This window comes from Phormidium pseudopriestleyi FRX01 (assembly GCF_017313335.1).
Lineage (GTDB): Bacteria > Cyanobacteriota > Cyanobacteriia > Cyanobacteriales > Laspinemataceae > Laspinema > Laspinema pseudopriestleyi.
In genome coordinates this window covers 1-17,915 of sequence record NZ_JAFLQW010000463.1, presented here as the reverse complement: position 1 = coordinate 17,915, position 17,915 = coordinate 1, and the positions used below count along the sequence as shown (strand labels likewise).

Here is a 17,915-nt window from a genome sequence, read left to right as displayed (position 1 = left end):
ATCGGTTGGGTTTAGAATTCCCCAGGAGTCTCATAGACTGGCGGAGGTTTGTACCCCCGCCGGTGTCTTTGTCTTAACGGTTTAAAAACCTCTAAATCTTTTAGGGTTTTACAAAACTGAAAGGGTGTTTTTTGCCCTTAAGCAATCCCAACCAACTCAATTTCAAAAATCAAATCTTTTCCAGCGAGGGGGGGATTGGCATCTAAAGTCACTTTTGACTCAGAAATCGCCGTAATCACCACGGGAATAATTTGATTGGGGGCTTGTTGAATTTGTAATTGTTGTCCCACATCTAAGGGGATATCATCCGGCAGTTGCTGACGCTCAACTTCCACCACCATTTCTTCACGATGGGGACCATAAGCCTCTTCCGCTGGAATTTTTTCCGTTTTGGATTCCCCCGGAGTCATGCCTAAAACCGCTTGTTCAAAACCGGCAATCAGTTGTCCTTCCCCCAGGACAAATTCCAGGGGGTCGCGATCGATGGAGGAATCAAATACAGTCCCATCATCTAATTTACCCGTGTAGTGAACTTTCACCATATCGCCCTGCTTGGCTTCGGTCATTTTGTTTGCTCCTAATAATTTTCACGAAAACAAAGCATCCAAGTCTATCGCTGATTACTTATTGCTCTATCCATAAGCCCGTTAAAAAAGCGGGTTCTATAGACTAGATTGAAGTGAAGAAATCTTGGATCTCCTTCATGGTAAATCAGTCAGGCTGGAGGGCTTTAACCCCTGGGAACCCATGAATGCTGAAATCCCCAGCCAACCTAGACCTCTGTTCCCGTTGTGGTTATCGGTTAGTATTTTAACTTGCCAGACGAAATTTTGCAGCCAGAGATGGGGGAGTCTTCCTCGTTACTTGGCTCTGTCCTCGTTACTTGGCTGAAGCCAAGTAACGCGCCTTTGGAGGCTCTGCCTCCAGTCCCCTATCAGGCGGCAGAGCCTCCAAGAGTGCGTGTCACGGCTTCAGCCATGACATGAGAGCTACTCCGCGATCTCCGCGATCTTCCCCGTCCACCCCAGCTTACAAGCGCCCTTTGAGCAAATACACCTGCATTGCTCCCTTGCCTTTAATCTCGATCGCCCCTCTTTCTTCAAAATGGTATTGAGCTTTCAAACAGTTATATGTGGCCCCAGAAACTTGAATTTGGCCGGGGATGCCGTGGGATTCCATTCGGGAGGCGGTATTCACTGTATCCCCCCAGAGATCGTAGATAAATTTTTTAATCCCAATCACCCCAGCGACGACGGGTCCGGTATGGATCCCCATCCGCATTTTTAAGGATTGATGAAATTCGGCATTAAATCGGGCGATTTCCTCTTGCATTTCTAGGGCCATCTCGGCGATCGCCACGGCACTATTTTCACAGGGAACCGGCATTCCGGCTACAACCATGTAACAATCGCCAATGGTCTTAATTTTTTCTAACTGATACCGTTCTAAGGCGCGATCGAAGCGAGAAAAAATATTATTGAGTAAGTGCACGAGTTCTGAGGCTTCAATTTGGGAGGAGAGTTGGGTAAAGCCGACAATATCGGCAAATAAAACCGTCACTTCGGCAAAACTATCGGCAATGTTTTCTTCATGACTCTTGAGGCGATCGGCAATCACCTCGGGTAAAATATTCAGCAATAACTGTTCTGCCTTTGCTCGTTCGATTTCCAGTGCCTTAGCCGAAGATTCTAGGGTTCCTAACATGGCATTAATGGTCTGGGCTAAACTCGATAATTCATCCTTTCCTGAGACAGACACTCGCAAGGCTAAATCTCTGCGATCATCAATTTCCTTGACATCTCGACTCAAATAGGATAATCGGGCCAAGACCATTTTTTCTAATAATAATAGGGTGCAGACTCCAAAGAATAGGGCCACAATCACCAAGGATGCAATCAGATAGCGTAAACTCACTTGACCTTGATGAAAAATATCCCGAGGGAGATTTAGTTCTAATAAAACCGCCGGGTTGCCATCGATATCCCGCAATAAACTATATCCTGCCATCCAGTCGGAATTGAGGGTTTCGATCAGGATAGGAGGGTCTTCAGACATCTGGGATAAGCGAGCGATCGTTGGCTGGAACTCCTCTGGAATCGTCGGATCCAGGAGACCATAGGCCCTCACATCCAAATGGGTGAGTTTTGCCAACCGTTCGATTTCTGGGCGATCGAGGAAGCGGGCGATCGCGACGGTCCCCCGAGTGGGAAGATTTCCCTGACTGTTGAGAATCGGTCCGGTGGCGATCGTCATAGGACGGTTATTAATGGTGACAATTCCAGCCAAAGATTTTTGGGGATTCAACACCTGACTCGAAGTCGCTGAAATCTTCTGAGAAACCTCTGCGGGAATCGGCACTAACTGCTGCCGAACTAAGTCAAAACCCTGACCAAAAACGAGTTCACCCTCTTGATTAATAAAGAGAATCGCATTGGCTCGAAGGGAAGCTAAATTGACTTCTCCTAAATTTCTCTCAATATAGTCTAAATTGCCATCTTCGATAAACCGATAGGTTTCATCCCACACCCCCCACTGAAAGTTTAGAGCTTGTAATTCCTGCTGATAATTGGAGAAGGCATCCAAAACTCTTTTGACATTTCGCCTTGCTTCTTTTTGTTCTAAGGCGGTAAAGCCATTGAGTAAAATAGTTGAGGAAGTCCAGTGCACGACTCCAAATAACCCAGCCAGGGTCAAGCCGATCGCCAGTAATGTTTTCTTGCGGAGGGTCATCAGGCCACCAGAAGGGAGGGGACATATTAGAGCAATTATGACATGAATCGGCTCTTTTTTGATAAACCTGAACCATAACAGCCGGTCCTTTCCCCCTGTTCCTCATCGCGACTTCAGTCATCCCCTGTTTGTTCAGGGTCACAACTATATATCCGATCCTAAATCCGTTGTGGAATGCCCTCACCCCCAACCCCTCTCCCAAAGGGGGAGAGGGGAGCAGGAGAGGGCATAAATCATTTAGAACAAGCTATAGCAGATCCTAAATCCGTTGTGGAATGCCCTCACCCCCAACCCCCTTCGACCCTTCGACCCTTCGACCCCCTTCGACAAGCTCAGGACAGGCCTCTCCCAAAGGGGGAGAGGGGATCTATATATGTCATAAATCATTTAGAACAAGCTATATAGCGGTTCGGTGGACTCATTCGCGTACAGACATTTAAAGGAGTGCGAGCATCTTGCTCGCTATTGATAATAGCGAGCAAGATGTTTGGGCTCGCGCGTACACGCTACGCGAACGCACTCCTAAGATGTACGCGAATAACGGTGGTCACCGCTATAGCAACTAAGACCCTGAAATTGTTAGTGGGATTGAGTGCGTTCTAAATAGATTTGGGCGACTTGATCTGCGGGATTGATTCTTAAACACTTTTCAAAGAACCGGGCGGCTTCAGGATATGAGCCTTTATTGTAAAGCTGGATGGCTTCTTCAAAGATGCTTTTGGTGATTAATTTGCCCTCGCGGATGGCGGGAGGGTCGGCATCAAAGACTTCATAGACTGAGACAATTTCTGATTTGCCTTTGACTTGAACCCGGTCGATATGTCTGATATCATAAGAATTCGGGTTTTTCAAGCTACAAAAGGTGCGATCGCCAATTAATAAGGCTACCCCATAATTTTTAGTCAATCCTTCAATCCGTGAGGCTAAATTGACGGCATCACTAATCACGGTACTATCCATCCGTTTATTCCAGCTTTGACGGCATCATCGGCACTGCCGCTAAATGCGGTATTGCCCAAACTCAACAGGGTGGTACTGATTTCCCCGGCAGAGCGCAGATTCTGGGCAATGACTAAACTTTGTGCTAACACCCGTTGCGCTTCGGGTAAATCCCCGACGACTTGTAAGGCATTGCCAAGATTTTGTAAGCCGATGATTTTGAGACTGGAATCCGGTTGGGATTGCAGTTGTTGGTTTACCTGCTCTAATAATTGTCGCGATCGCAGGTATAATCCCAAGGTTTGCATCCCTTGAGCTTGGTTAATTTGACTGCCCAAGGCCCCGGTGAGGTCGCCTTGAGCTTGATACAAGGATTCGGCTTGTTTCCAACTGTCGAGGGCGGCTTCCGGTTCTCCCGGGGCCAATTGCAGACTGCCTTTGCTGTTCAACGCTTGGGCGCGAATCCGCTGTGAGACTGGATTGCCGGAAGTGCGAGAGCGAGTTACCCAGGAATCGAGGAGGGATAAACTTTGGGCGATCGCGGCTGATGCGGTGTCCCACTCTGCTAATGCTTGATAAGCGAGGGTGAGATAGTTGAGACAGAGGGCTTGATTGAGGCGATCGCCCTGCTGTTGATAACCCTCGGCAGTGCGGTTCCAGACGCTGACTGCTTCTGCAAATCGTCCCCCCTGAAAAAGCTCCCTTCCCTGGTTGAGGAGAGTTCCCCGTTGTTCCTCCACCGGCTGCACTTGGAGTTGAGATAATGGGAGGCGATCGCCTGAATTTTCCTGTGCTGGAGTAAATGTGAGGACTTGTGATGTGAGAGGATGCAGACCCGAGGCGATCGCCGGTCCCAACCCGATGACGAATCTCAAGGCTATCAGAAAAGCTAGACCCCTAAGCAACAGTCGGTATCCTCTCCGGGTAAAAATGCGAGATTTCCAATGCTTACAGCGCGATCGACCCCGGGTGATGAGTTGAGCCAACATTCCTTTCATAAGCTGTTGCCTGTCTAAATTGGATAATCCTAGCGAGCAAGATGTTTGCACTCCAAAGGTTTCATGATTTCCTCACCTCCAATTTAGAGAGGCAACAGCTTATTCCATCAAGGAATCTTCATAAATTTCTGTCAGGGGTAGGGTTAATTCCAGGGATTCCAAATACAGGTCTTGTCCGGGATTTAATAGAGTTTTTTCCCACTGAGCTTCGGCTGTTTTGCGATAAATTTCAATCCCTATTTTCTCTTGAGGAACGAGGACATATTCCTGGAAACTGGGTAAGTTTTGATAGGCAAAAAACTTTTCTTGACGGTCCGTGGCGATGGTATTAGAAGAGAGAACTTCTACAATTAATCGAGGTTGAGTTTTATAGTTAGGATTGCGGTCTTCCGGTTCACAAATGACCATGACATCGGGATAATAGGCAACATCTGCCGAGGGAATCCAGAGTTTCATTTCGGCAGTAAACACTTGGCAGTTTGAATCTCGCAGTCGGTCGTATAGTCCGGATCCGATATTGATAGCAAGGCGATCGTGTTGGGGACTGAGGGTTTCAATTTCAAATAATTGACCGGCGATGTAGTCATGGCGAACGGGACTGGTTTTCTCTAATTCAAGATAGTCCAAAAACGCCAAGGTTGTCGGTTCGTCGTCCATTTTATCTGTGCAATTTCAGGGGTTGAGTGTATTGTAGCGGGTTCTTGGCAAGGGGAGGCGATCGCCTTGTTCACCCCATCGGTGATCAGCGGCAACACACTCCGTCAGAAACCCGGTTTCTGGTCCCTTACCTAGTTAAGAAACGGGGTTTCTCATCCTAGCCCTGTCAAGCCCCTACAGAGGGTTTGGAGACCCTACCCCTACATCACCGGATAGGGTTTGGAGACCCTACCCCTACATCACCGGATAGGGTTTGGAGACCCTACCCCTACATTCCATCACTCTTTTTCGTCATTAAATTTACCACCTTGACAGGGCTAGGTTTCTCATCCCCATCGGGAATCCGCAGCCACAAATTACCCCAGAAACCGGGTTTCTGGTCCCCTGACTACAGGACTCCAAAAAATAATCTTCAATACCAGTTAGGTCAAGGCAATAGCTTTTCCCTATAGTTGAATGCAAAAAATTTTTTCGGTCGAGTTTTAGACTGAGACAGTTCGATACATATTCAAGTTTCTTTTTCAAGGCTTAGAAAAATTATTGAACGAACCCTGACGGTCAACTGACCGGGGGATTTAGAACTCGATAATTCTGAATTCCCAGTTGTTCGTCAACTGTTACAGGAAAATTCAACAACCCGATAAAATAAGAAGAATTTAGGGACAAGGCAGTGCCTTGTCCTCGCCGATAAATCTATAGCAAGTGAGGAAAAAATTTCCGGAAAGGGTTTGCCAATATGAAGAAATCATAACAATTATGGCAAAGTTGGGTTTGCGGATTCTCCTGATATAGCGAAGGGAAAAAAGGCAGAGAATGACGCGGATGAAGCGAATTAACCGAACAATTGTATCCAGGGGTACAGTTGAGATTGACTGAATTGCTACGGGGGAGAGAAATTAGTCAATCATTTGCAGCCAACCGCGTCGGACGGCATAGACTAGGCGATCGATGAGGGTAATTTCTTCCTCACTGAGGTCCTGTTCTAAAAGGGCAACCTTGATAAATTGCCGATCGCGTTGGGTAATGCGACCAACGGAATAAATATGAGAAAAAACATCGGTTACTGTCAGGTTCGGGAACTGGTAAATCATATCTATGATCATCATAATAATTTTTCAAAGTTTCAAACTTTCTATGGGCATCTGAAGCTACCATAAACGCGATCGTCCTGATTCAACCACCGCAGATCTATAGAAATCGAATCTCCGTAATTTCTCGGATATTCGGATCCGTGTATTCTCGTATTTCCAAAGGCAGAAGCTAAATAACTTAATAAACCGCCGATCGCCGGGACTCTGCTACCCCACAAATGGCCGCGAGGATCAACCATCCCAAGATGTTAACCCGAGAGTCAAACAGGGTGACATCGAAGAGGTGAAATAAGGTACAACCGGCAAAGGAGAGGAGGTAGGTGAAAAAAATCAAGCGATCATTGGTCATCACTCCCCGGACAGAGGCAGTTCCCTCGACATTTCTCTCTAAAGGCAGATCGGGCCAATTCTTGAACGCTAAGACCCCTTTTGCGAGGACCCAACCGACTAAACTGGACAATAACAGCATTCCCGGAATCCCGGTTTCCGCACTCAGCATCAAAAACAGGTTGTGAGGATGACCCATCCAGACTTGAGTTTGAGCTTCGTAGAGTTCGCTAAAGCTTCGTAATCCCCACCCGGTGATGGGGCGAGTCTGAGTCAAATCCCAGGCAAATTGCCATTGCGTCTTGCGGAGGGTTGCCACCGGGCGATCGGGATATAACTGGTCCGTGATTCGCATCCAAAAATAAGCCGGAACGATCGCCTGTAAACCTTGGCGCAGGGGGTGAGGAGCAAAAGCCGACCCCAACACCGCAGACATGGCCCCGATAACGAATAGTAGCAACCAACGCCATCCTTGGTACAGGATAAACACCACCCCCGCCATTGAGGCGATCGCCCAACCATTGCGGGAATTGGTCAACACCAAGGCGATCGCATTCACCAACAGCGCCAGGGTCAAAAACACTAACCCCCATCTGACTTTTTCTTCCTCTCCTGTCACCGAGAGGTCAATGGTTCTCACCACCCGGGGATCACGGGGATCGCGGATTTTTTCCTGTTGTTTCGGCTGTTGTTTCAGGGTTCGCCATGCCTGAAAGGTCTCAACCCACAGTCCTAACCCCAGAATAAAGGTCATTAAAAAATAACTTGCCAGGACGTTGGCATATTCAAACACTGACGCCATCCGTCCCGGAGGTGCGCCGGTGGCATCCAAACGCCAATCTAAGATTAATCCTAATTTGACGGGTCCCTCCCATCCCCAAAAGAGTTGACCCCAGCCAATCACGGCGATCGGGACCGAGGTGGCGATCGCAATCCAAGCAATTCGCCGCATCTGTGCCGGAGTCTGGATCAGCAGACTAAAGGTGACAAATAAGGCAAAGAAGGGCAGAAAATTAAATAATCCCAGGAAGGCACTGAGGCGATCGCTGGCAAATACTGTTGTCAAGACTAACCACAGGGCCAGGACCCCAAATCCTTGATTGAGCGATCGCCCTTGAATTTCCCGATACCGTTGTTTCCAGGTGCCAAACAGGGCCAACAACAAACCCATCCCACCCAGTAACGGACTCATGGGTAATAACAACAGTCCGACTTGGGCGCTATTCCACCAGAGTTGTAACCGGCGATCGGGATGGCAAATGGTCCGCAGGGTTAAAGATTTGGTCATGGACAGAGTGCAGGATTAAGGATGACGTGGCAAGGATGAGGGAAATAATGAACGGGGGAAACGACTTCAGTCGTTACTACAAACATCGGATAACGACTTCAGTCGTTACTACAAACATCGGATAACGACTTCAGTCGTTACTACAAACATCGGATAACGACCATTTTCCCCATCTTCCCCATCTCCCCCAACAACCAATGACAAATGACCAACAACCAACAACCAATGACCAACAACCAATGACAAATGACCAACAACCAATGACCAACAACCAATGACCAATGACCATCAACAAATGACCAATGACCATCAACCAATGACCAATGACCAATGACCAACAACCAATGACCATCAACAAATGACAAATGACCAATGACAAATGACCAATGACCAATGACCAATGACCAATGACCAATGACCAATGACCAATGACCAATGACCAATGACCAATGACCAATTAAGCAAATTCCCAACACTCACTGCGGGTCAACCGAATTTGGGCCAAGGTAAAAATGGTGGGGATAATGCGTCCATAGTTAGTCGCAATGGTTCGCCAGCCTAAATCAGCGAAGAACCAGCCCCAGAGGACGGGTCCGAGTAATGCTAAGGCACTACGGGCGGCCCCATAGCGGGCGACGGAGAGGGCCATTCCACCCTTGGCAGTTTGGGCAGTGAGGTAAGTCTGAACTTGACCTGCGGCAACTGCGCCCCCTCGGACGATCGCAGTTTGAGCAACTTGATAGCGGGCAAAATGGAGGGCAAACTGATGGGCAATATGTTTAACGACGATCGGCTTGACGACGGAAGTAAAGGCAACGGCACTTCCCCCTTTGAAGAGTAAACCCAGGGGGTCTTTTTGGATCGACAGGGGCAGGGGTTTGGGAATGGTTGCCGATGCCAGCGATCGTTGGACCCTTACCGTCAAGGCGTTTTGTTCTGATGCGGGGAGTTGTCGCCATGCTTTTCCCAACAAGCACAGAAACACCTCGGCTTCTAAATCCGTGGTGGATAGGCTTTGAGAATAGGGAATTTTTAAATAGCGGCAAACTTGGATGAGGGTTTGTCGGTAGGTAACTTTTCGGGTTTTTCCAGTTAAAACGGTTAACCCATCGGCGGCGAGATAGCGAAATCTCTCTTCGATCGCATCTAGCCAGAAATCGCGATCGCGACTTTGGATATCGATCGGTTCTGGAGTTTGTAGGTAATCAATCGGATTAAAGCGACGACGGAACAAGATGTCCGTGATTTGCTGTAATTCCTCTTCTGTGGCTAACTCTAGCGCTACTCTCAGTTCGTCCAAGGTTGGCTTCCTCCCCTGTGCTTGTCTTGTAAACCCTGCGGTTTCGACAGATTGGCAATCTTGATGTTGGCGATTCATCCGGCGACTCAAGGGCTAGGAATATTTACCGTCTGTTCCTGCCGTCTGAGTTGACCGATTGCTGTTAGCTTACTCGAAACCGTCCCAAATCCGGTAGATTAGTCAAACCCATTATTGTTACACCAGATGAGGACAAACCGATGAGCGATCGCATCCTTGAATTTGACATTGCCGTAATCGGTGCGGGGATCGCGGGATTGAGCACTGCCCAAGCGTTGCGGTGTCTGGGTCAAACAGTTGTCGTCCTCGAAAAATCTCGCGGCGTGGGCGGACGAGTGGCTACCCGTCGATTATATGATACCCAGGCTGATTTTGGTGCACCGTTTTTAGATCCGAGGGGAATGCTTTCTCAACAGTTGGTGCAGGTCCTCTCTCGGGAGGGAATCGTGGTCCCTTGGACGGATACGGTTTATCAGGTTCAGGAGGGCGACTCCCCGCTAAATCCCGTTGCCACCCTCTGTGCTCCTTATTATGTTTCCCCAACGGGGATCAATGCGGTGGGCAAATTTTTGGCCCGTCATTTAGAGATTTGGCGTCGCCGTCGAGTCACCAGAATCATCCCCACAGAGGAGGGGCGTTGGCATCTGGAGTTAGAAGCGATGGGAGACTCCGGGGATGCTGCTGTCCCCTTGGCAGTTCGGGCAAAGGCAGTGGTGATGGCGATTCCTGCACCTCAAGCTGTGATGCTGTTAGAGTCGGGGGATACGCGATTGCCTCGTTCGTTCCTCGATCGCCTCAAGGCGGTGGAGTTTGACCCCTGTATTAGTGTGATGGCGGGGTATCCGGCATCGAAACAACGAGAGTTAGTTCAGGGGGAATTTCGGGGGCGATCGCTGGTATTTCCCCCAAAGAGTCCCTTGCGGGGAATGTTTTGGCAGAGTAGCAAGGGTTCAGGCGCGACTCACCCGGTGTTTGTGTTGCACAGTAGCGCCGAGTTTGCCGAACGGTATTTAGATGCCACGGAGCTCGAAGCGGTGGGGAGAGAATTGTGCGATCGCGCCGGGAAATCGGTGATTCCCTGGTTGAAGGACCCGGAATGGATGCAGGTCCATCGTTGGCGCTATGCCTTTTGTCGGCATCCCTTAACGGAACCGTTATTGAGTGCAACGACACCGCTACCGATGGTTTGTGCTGGAGATTGGTGTGGCGATCGGCAACTGGAAACCGCATTGCAATCGGGTTTAGCTGCTGCCGAATGGGTGAGCGATCGCCTATTGGGAGGACCTATGCCACCTTTGGCGAGTTTATGGGAGGCGATCGGTAACAGCGATCGCCTTTCATCGGGGTAATAAATGTGCCGAATCAGTGTGCTGATGGGCTTCACTGATGGCTCACATTCTTGATAACAAACCGCTGCAAGACGCGCTATCGATGTGCCTATTATTCTATGCGAGTTGAGTGGGCGATCGCCCCAATTTTATTGTTAAGTTTTAATAAGGACTCGATCAGGTCGCCGGGTTCCTATCGGGATAGAACCCAGATCTGGGTTGAACTCGATAGAAAAACTTGACGGGTTGGAGTTTCAAAAGAAAAGTAGCTAAGAAGGCAATTCCTCCCCCTCTCTACGAAAAACTGTTACCCTGATTTTAGCTCAGATACCTTACTTCCCTTACAAAACCACTCAAACTAACTTGACCAGGAAAAACTATGCTCTCTTTTGCCGGTTATGAAATCTTAGAAGAAATTCATGAAAGTAATCATACGATTGTTTGTCGAGGCCGCAAGGAAGGCCAAGTCCAGACGGAAATTCTCAAATTCTTAAAAACTGAATATCCCACTCCGACAGAAATTGCTAAATTCCGCCATCAATATGAAATTGTCAAGCCGTTAGATATCCCAGGGGTTGTTAAACCTTTAAGCCTAGAAAGCTGGGGTCGAGGGCTGGTCTTAACGATGGAAGATGCTGGTCCTTTGTCGGCAGAACAACTGCTGTCTACTCAAACCCTAGACTTAGAAATTTTTTTTAAAATCGCGATTACCGTTACAAAAAGTTTGGGAGAACTCCATAAACAATCCATTATTCATTTAGATATTAAGCCACAAAATATTGTGGTCAATCTCGATCCATTCCGAGTAACCCTGATAGATTTTGGCATTTCTACTCGTCTGGAACGCTCTCACCAAACGTTGAGTAACCCGAATTTACTTGAAGGAACTCTGGCTTATATGTCCCCGGAACAAACCGGGCGGATGAATCGCTCTATTGACTACCGCACGGACTTTTATTCCCTAGGAATCACGTTTTATCAACTGCTCACCGGGGAGCTTCCGTTTCCCACGACGGACCCGGTGGAAATGGTTCATGCTCACATTGCCAAACAGCCAATTCCCCCCCATGAAGTTAATCCAGAAATTCCTCCGGTTGTCAGTGCAATTGTGATGAAATTGCTATCCAAAACGGCGGAAGAGCGGTATCAAAGTGCGTATGGGTTAAGCTACGATTTAGAAAAATGCTGGACTCAATGGCAAGAAACGGGTCGGATAGACAGATTTACCCCTGGGGAACAGGATACCTCGGATAAATTCCAAATCTCCCAGAAACTGTACGGCAGAGAAGCCGAAATTGCGGCATTAATGGCGGCGTTTGCACGAGTCAGCGGAATGGCGGAAAGTGCCAAAACTCCAGAAACCAATGGGACGGGAATCGAACTGATGTTAGTGTCAGGGTTTTCCGGCATTGGCAAATCGGTGATTGTTCAAGAAATTCACAAACCGATCGCCCAACAACGGGGCTATTTTATCTCAGGAAAATTTGACCAATTCAACCGGGATATTCCCTATCAATCCCTGATTCAAGCCTTCCAAAATCTGATTCGCCAAATTTTAACGGAAACCCCCGAAAGATTGGCGCGTTGGCAACAGCGGATTATCGAAGCGTTAGGAACAGAAGGACAGGTGATCACCGATGTGATTCCGGAATTAGAATTAATAATTGGGGTGCAGCCTCCGGTTCCTGAACTACCGCCAACGGAAACCCAAAACCGATTTAATTTACTATTTCAAAAGTTTATTGCGGTTTTTGCCCAAAAAGAACACCCCCTCGTATTATTTTTGGATGATTTGCAGTGGGTGGATTTGGCTTCGTTGAAACTGATTCAACGATTAGCAACCGCTTCAGAAAGTCAGGCTTTATTGATAATTGGCGCGTATCGGGATAATGAAGTGGATGCGGCTCATCCGTTAATCTCGGCAGTCGAGGAGATGGAGAAACAGGGAGCCATTATTAATCGGATTGAACTGCAACCGCTGAAGTTAGAACATATCAATCAATTGATTGCAGATACCCTGCACTGTTCTGTAACCAAAAGTCTGCCCCTGGCCGAGTTAATTGTCCAGAAGACTCAAGGCAATCCATTTTTTATTAACCAGTTGCTCAAATCGCTTTATGACAGTCACCTGTTAACTTTTCGGCTTCCCGATGGGGAAAGCAAGGGTGAGTGGTCCTGGGAAATGGGCCAAATTAGAGGGGTGGATATGACAGATAATGTGGTTGAATTAATGACTAGCAATATTCAGAAACTTGCCCCGACGGTACAGGAAAGTTTGAAGATAGCGGCTTGTATTGGGAATAGTTTTGATTTGAAAACTTTGGCTGTGGTCCGGGAACAGTCTCAGATTACAGTCGCCCGAAATTTGTGGTCGGCAGTGCGGGAAGGATTCATCTTTTCTAGCAAGAATTCTAGCTTTTTACCAGAAAGTAGTGAAGAAACTGCCGCCTCTTTGCAAGAGAGCGATTTTAAGATAGAATACAAGTTCCTGCACGATCGCGTTCAACAAGCGGCCTACTCTTTAATTCCGGAATCAGAACGGTCTAATACTCATTTACGGATTGGTCAGTTAATTCTCAGTCACACGGTTTCGGAGGATTTAGAGTCTAAAATCTTTGACATTGTGACCCATTTAAATGCGGGTCAAGAGTCTATTTTTGACCCTGATTTTAAATTGGAAGTCGCTCGCTTGAATACTCTGGCAGGCAAAAAAGCCAAAGCTTCTACGGCGTACCAAGCGGCGGTCAAGCATTTGGCGATCGGCCAGTCTTTGTTGCCGGAAACAGCTTGGGATACGGCTTACGAACTCACGTTTACTCTCTATCGGAAACTGGCGGAATGTGAGTATTTAGCTGGGAATTTTCAAGGGGCTGACGAGCTATTTACTATCCTATTAGAGCGAGTTGTTGATAAATTTGACCGGGCTGAAATTTTCAACCTGATTGTGCTGCTGACGATTACCCAGGAGCGATTTCAGGATGCGGTGCAAGCGGGATTAGCGGGGATGAAGCTGATGGGGTTAGAGGGGCCGGAAACCGAGGAGGAATTGCAAAGGGCGATCGGCATCCAAATGCAAGAAGTGCAAGCCAATCTGAGCAAAGTTAATATTGCTGAACTCCTGCATAAACCCCCGATGGAAGACCCGGAAAAACAGGTTTGCATGACCCTTTTAGCCAACTTTTGGGGGGCTTCATTTGGCGGGGGTTACATCAATTATAATCTCTGGTGTGTGTTAAACATGACCCGGCTTTCCTTAACCTTTGGTCATACCGAAACCTCCGCTTTTGCTTACTCAGCCTACGGATTGATGCTGGCGCTGGAAAACCATTATAAGCTCGGTTATGAATTTGGGGAAGTCGCTTTAAAACTGCTCGAAAAATCTAAGAATCCCATCTTTGGCGGCAAGGTAATCAATTTGTTTTGTAATGCCGTCAATCCGTACCGGAAACCCTTCATGACTAATCTGGCCCTATATGATCGCTCTTACTTGATTTGCCGGTCTGTCGGGGATGTAATCTATGGAGTATGGGCTTTATTTTTCAGACTCTGGACCCGGTTGGAAATGGGGGATAGTCTGCCAGAAATCGCGAAAGAAGCCGAGAAATCTCTGATGACGATTCGCCAGACGAATTATCAGAGTATGGTGTACGCTGGGCTAAATTTGCAGCAGGTCATCAAGCAGTTTCAGGGGATTGAGAACGAGTTTGATGAAGTGGAGGGATTGCGGTTGTGGCGCGAGGGAAATTTAATCAGTGGGGTGAACTGGTACTATTATTTAAAAACCCAGGTTTTATATAGCTTTGAACGCCATGAGGAAGCCCTCGCCATCTGTCAAGAAGCGGACCCTCTCGTTCCGGCTAACTTTGGGTTTTTCCCCCAAACGAAACATCGGTTTTATTATGGTTTGGTATTAGCGGCTATTTATCCTACGGCATCGGAAACCGAGCAACAGGAGTATTGGAATCTTCTGGAACAACAGCAGCAATAACTCCAAATTTGGGCAGAGAACTGCCCGGAAAATTACCAGGATAAATTCCTATTGGTGTCTGCTGAAATGGCGCGAATTTCGGGTAAAGAACTGGAAGCAATGGAACTTTACCGGCAGGCGATCGCCCAGGCAAAAGAATCGGGTTTTACTCAAAATGAAGCCCTCGCCAATGAATTAGCGGCGCAGTTTTATTTCCACAAAGGGTGGGATGAAATCGGCCAGGTTTATATCCGAGAAGCAGCTTACAATTACCAGAAATGGGGCGCTCAAGCCAAAGTTCAACAGTTAGAAACTAAATATCCTAAAATTTTACGCAGGGGTGGTCCATCCGGTTCATCGATGGATTCCTTCCAAACTGTTAACTCCTCCACGGGAAGCAGTCGCGGCAGTTCCCTGGATTTGTTTACGGTAATGAAAGCCTCGGAAGCATTTTCCAGCGAAATTATCCTGAGTAAGATGCTGGAAAAATTAATTCAAATTCTCCAAGAAAATGCCGGTGCATCTAAAGCCTTTTTAATTTTAAAAACCGAACATCAATTAACCGTTGAAGCAGCGGTAGTTTCTGGGGAAGAGAGGATGAACCTGCAATCAATTCCCGTAGAAGAATGCGACGAAATTTCCTCAGCAATTGTCAATTATGTAGCCAAAACCCAGTCTGATGTCGTGTTAAATAATGCGACAAGGGAGGGACTGTTTACCCAAGACCCCTATATTCTCAAACATCAACCAAAATCGGTACTCTGTACAAGGATTCGCCATCAAGGGAAACTGACGGGAATTCTCTATTTTGAAAATAACTTAACCACCGATGCCTTTACGAGCGATCGCCTAGAGGTCCTGCAAATCTTAGCCTCCCAAGCGGCTATTTCCCTCGAAAATGCCCTCCTGTACCGCACCCTAGAACAAAAAGTCGAGGAACGCACTGCTGAATTGGCGCAAGCGAATGCAGAAATTACCATTTTGAATGAGCGTCTAAAAGCGGATAATCTTCGCATGACAGCCGAATTAGATGTCACCCGTCGCCTGCAACAAATGATTTTACCAAAACATGCGGAACTTAATGCCATTTCCGGGTTAGATATTGCCGGATTTATGGAACCAGCAGAAGAAGTCGGTGGCGATTATTATGATGTGTTGCAATATCAGGACCGGGTGAAAATTGGCATCGGGGATGTGACGGGACATGGGTTAGAAAGTGGGGTATTGATGATTATGGCTCAAACCGTAGTCCGGAGTTTATTTGAAGGGAATTTTACGAATCCCAGGAATTTTTAGATGTTCTAAATCGAACGGTTTATCAGAATGCTCAACGGATGAATTGTGATAAAACCATGACCTTGGCTCTGTTGGATTATGCCAATGGGGTCTTGCAAATCAGTGGACAACATGAAGAGGTAATCGTTGTGCGATCGCAGGGAGTTGTGGAACGAATTGATACCATTGATTTAGGATTTCCGATCGCAATGGTGGAAGAAATATCCGAGTTTGTCACCACCGCCCGAATTGAGTTAAATCCAGGGGATGTGGTGGTGCTCTACACCGATGGGATTACGGAAGCGTTGAATCTGGATAAGCAAGAATACGGATTAGAACGGTTGATTGAGGTGGCGCAGCAAAACTGCCACAAATCCGCCAGTGAAATCCAACAGGCGGCGATTTCCGATGTTAAAGATTATATTGGTCAACAAAAAGTTTATGATGACATCACCTTACTGGTCCTCAAACAGAAGGCAGGAGATTGAAGGTTCGCTCTTATTTTCGGGTTAGGGCTGAAGCCTTAACCCGGGCAATTTACAGCTTCAGAATGGCAGCAGCAAAGGCGATCGCCTCTTCCCGGGTAGAAATCTCTCCCTCCACGGTTGCCAACTGAATTTGATTTAAAATCTCCCCAATTTGCGGACCTCTGGGAATTCCTAATTCGCTCATTAAATCCGTCCCAGTAATCAAAACTTTCGGATGTGCTGCTAAGTCTTCCGGGTCCAAATAGCGCTCAACTGCATTGCCTAGCGCATCCAGAGAAATTCCTGATGCCAGGGCGATCGCTGCTAAGGACGGAAACAACGACCCCACCTGACGAAACAGAAAATAATGCGATCGCACCGTCCAGTCTTTTAACCGCGGTTGCTGTTGGATTAACTGCCAACTTTTTATCACCTGAATTGCTGCTTTAATTTCCACCCGACTCAACTTTAATCGCATTAATTGCGCTTCCGCTGGACCCGTTTCTAAGGGTAACAAACAGACTAATTTGGCAATTCCTAAATACCCAGAAATCCTCAAAATTGCTCGTAAATCCGCCGCAAATTCTACCCCCAACTGCGGCCATTTTTCCGCCAGTTGCATCGCTGCCTCATCAACCTGGGCTAAAATATTTAAAGAATCTTTTGTGGCATCCGGCAACCAATAGCGCAACAAACCATCTTTCCATGCTGCCACCAGATAAGAACTTCCCCTTTTTTGGTTCAGGAGATACCATAACTCCGTATTCACCCGTTCCGCTGCCACCTGACGCAACAAAGGCGCTAACTGTCCGATTGCCGCTTGGGTTTCCGGTTCCAGAGTAAACCCCAATTGCGCCGCCTGCCGATAACCCCGTAACAAACGCAGGGGGTCCGACGCGAGATTCGTGGGGGAAACCATCCGGATTGTGCTGGTTTGTAAGTCTTCCCGCCCTTTCAGGGGGTCTACAATCTGCCCGGTTTTGGGGTGGTAGGCGATCGCATTAATCGTGAAATCCCGGCGTTGCAAATCCGCCTCTAGGGTCATCCCCTCCTGCTTGGCAAAATCCACCGTGGCATTGGGAAACACCACCCGGGCGATTTTGCGTTCATCATCGAGGACCACAAACCCTGCTTTATAGCGATCGGCAATCTGCTTTGCTATCTTAATCGAATACCCCGGTAAGATAAAATCTAAATCCAAATAGGGGGACTGCCGTTCCAGCAAGGCATCTCGCACCGAACCGCCGACGAGATAGGCATCATCCGGCAGCATTTCCAAGCTAAACGGCCAACTTTCTGGACCCAGAGCACGAATAGATTCGCCTTGTTTCATAAAAAAATTAACCTACCGGGTGGGCAATATCTGTGCTGATTACCAAGAATCGGCGTAAAGCCCCCGGATTTATCCGTGGGGATATAAGCCAACCGTGTTAAAATAGTAGAAGCGATTAAGAATAATCATCGGCGTGGTTGTTGCATTCACGTCTTCGGTGAAATTCCGGCACAGTAAGTCACTACTGCCTTGATCCG

12 protein-coding genes and 1 pseudogene are annotated in these 17,915 nt (G+C 47.6%); 4 read left to right on the top strand and 9 right to left on the bottom strand.

Going from position 1 to position 17,915, the window contains the following annotated elements; genetic code table 11:
* Positions 1-137: 137 nt before the first annotated feature.
* The 8 genes and pseudogenes from J0895_RS17620 to J0895_RS17585 all read right to left on the bottom strand — a co-directional run bounded on the left by J0895_RS17620 (position 138) and on the right by J0895_RS17585 (position 9,330).
* Positions 138-566: an FKBP-type peptidyl-prolyl cis-trans isomerase gene (locus tag J0895_RS17620; RefSeq protein WP_207089316.1), complete on the bottom strand. Its 429-nt coding sequence runs from the start codon at positions 564-566 to the stop codon at positions 138-140.
* Positions 567-1,029: 463 nt separating this feature from the next.
* Entirely contained in the window at positions 1,030-2,730 is a 1,701-nt protein-coding gene (locus J0895_RS17615) for an adenylate/guanylate cyclase domain-containing protein (protein WP_207089315.1), read from the bottom strand.
* A gap of 579 nt (positions 2,731-3,309) precedes the next feature.
* Positions 3,310-3,693 (bottom strand): annotated as a pseudogene (locus tag J0895_RS17610) (CHASE2 domain-containing protein); the annotation flags it as partial.
* The gene (locus tag J0895_RS17605) at positions 3,675-4,667 is read right to left on the bottom strand and encodes a tetratricopeptide repeat protein (RefSeq protein ID WP_207089314.1); all 993 of its coding nucleotides are present in this window, start codon (positions 4,665-4,667) and stop codon (positions 3,675-3,677) included. The pseudogene J0895_RS17610 and the gene J0895_RS17605, both read right to left, overlap by 19 nt.
* Positions 4,668-4,766: 99 nt before the next feature.
* Positions 4,767-5,324, bottom strand: a complete 558-nt coding sequence (locus J0895_RS17600; protein ID WP_207089313.1) for a Uma2 family endonuclease — start codon at positions 5,322-5,324, stop codon at positions 4,767-4,769.
* 896 nt (positions 5,325-6,220) lie between these two features.
* Positions 6,221-6,430 carry a hypothetical protein gene (locus tag J0895_RS17595; RefSeq protein WP_242541387.1) on the bottom strand — a complete coding sequence of 70 codons (210 nt, stop codon included), beginning with the start codon at positions 6,428-6,430 and terminating at the stop codon, positions 6,221-6,223.
* 163 nt (positions 6,431-6,593) lie between these two features.
* A complete protein-coding gene (locus tag J0895_RS17590; protein WP_207089312.1) occupies positions 6,594-8,030 on the bottom strand; it encodes an O-antigen ligase family protein in 1,437 nt (478 codons plus the stop codon).
* 457 nt (positions 8,031-8,487) lie between these two features.
* Positions 8,488-9,330 carry a YaaW family protein gene (locus J0895_RS17585; protein ID WP_207089321.1) on the bottom strand — a complete coding sequence of 281 codons (843 nt, stop codon included), beginning with the start codon at positions 9,328-9,330 and terminating at the stop codon, positions 8,488-8,490.
* 218 nt (positions 9,331-9,548) lie between these two features.
* Here J0895_RS17585 and J0895_RS17580 point away from each other — a divergent pair, with 218 nt between their 5' ends.
* The 4 genes from J0895_RS17580 to J0895_RS26475 all read left to right on the top strand — a co-directional run bounded on the left by J0895_RS17580 (position 9,549) and on the right by J0895_RS26475 (position 16,406).
* The gene (locus J0895_RS17580) at positions 9,549-10,697 is read left to right on the top strand and encodes an NAD(P)/FAD-dependent oxidoreductase (protein ID WP_207089311.1); all 1,149 of its coding nucleotides are present in this window, start codon (positions 9,549-9,551) and stop codon (positions 10,695-10,697) included.
* A gap of 358 nt (positions 10,698-11,055) precedes the next feature.
* Positions 11,056-14,664 (top strand): ATP-binding protein, encoded by a 3,609-nt coding sequence (locus tag J0895_RS17575; RefSeq protein ID WP_242541386.1) that lies wholly within the window; start codon positions 11,056-11,058, stop codon positions 14,662-14,664.
* A 54-nt stretch (positions 14,665-14,718) separates the two neighbouring features.
* Positions 14,719-15,939 (top strand): GAF domain-containing SpoIIE family protein phosphatase, encoded by a 1,221-nt coding sequence (locus tag J0895_RS26480; protein ID WP_340643546.1) that lies wholly within the window; start codon positions 14,719-14,721, stop codon positions 15,937-15,939.
* Positions 15,940-15,977: 38 nt separating this feature from the next.
* Entirely contained in the window at positions 15,978-16,406 is a 429-nt protein-coding gene (locus tag J0895_RS26475; RefSeq protein ID WP_277989862.1) for a PP2C family protein-serine/threonine phosphatase, read from the top strand.
* A 49-nt stretch (positions 16,407-16,455) separates the two neighbouring features.
* Here J0895_RS26475 and J0895_RS17570 read toward each other — a convergent pair whose 3' ends face one another.
* Complete coding sequence (locus J0895_RS17570) at positions 16,456-17,718, bottom strand: CCA tRNA nucleotidyltransferase (protein WP_207089310.1); 1,263 nt, start codon at positions 17,716-17,718, stop codon at positions 16,456-16,458.
* Positions 17,719-17,915 lie beyond the last annotated feature (197 nt).

What these genes read in the sequence shown, in the direction of transcription:
- J0895_RS17580 (WP_207089311.1), top strand. Translation starts at nt 9,549, where the DNA reads ATGAGCGATCGCATCCTTGAATTTGACATTGCCGTAATCGGTGCGGGG.
- J0895_RS17575 (WP_242541386.1), top strand. Translation starts at nt 11,056, where the DNA reads ATGCTCTCTTTTGCCGGTTATGAAATCTTAGAAGAAATTCATGAAAGT.
- J0895_RS17620 (WP_207089316.1), bottom strand. Translation starts at nt 566, where the DNA reads ATGACCGAAGCCAAGCAGGGCGATATGGTGAAAGTTCACTACACGGGT.
- J0895_RS26475 (WP_277989862.1), top strand. Translation starts at nt 15,978, where the DNA reads ATGAATTGTGATAAAACCATGACCTTGGCTCTGTTGGATTATGCCAAT.
- J0895_RS17600 (WP_207089313.1), bottom strand. Translation starts at nt 5,324, where the DNA reads ATGGACGACGAACCGACAACCTTGGCGTTTTTGGACTATCTTGAATTA.
- J0895_RS17590 (WP_207089312.1), bottom strand. Translation starts at nt 8,030, where the DNA reads ATGACCAAATCTTTAACCCTGCGGACCATTTGCCATCCCGATCGCCGG.
- J0895_RS17605 (WP_207089314.1), bottom strand. Translation starts at nt 4,667, where the DNA reads ATGAAAGGAATGTTGGCTCAACTCATCACCCGGGGTCGATCGCGCTGT.
- J0895_RS17615 (WP_207089315.1), bottom strand. Translation starts at nt 2,730, where the DNA reads ATGACCCTCCGCAAGAAAACATTACTGGCGATCGGCTTGACCCTGGCT.
- J0895_RS17595 (WP_242541387.1), bottom strand. Translation starts at nt 6,430, where the DNA reads ATGATGATCATAGATATGATTTACCAGTTCCCGAACCTGACAGTAACC.
- J0895_RS17570 (WP_207089310.1), bottom strand. Translation starts at nt 17,718, where the DNA reads ATGAAACAAGGCGAATCTATTCGTGCTCTGGGTCCAGAAAGTTGGCCG.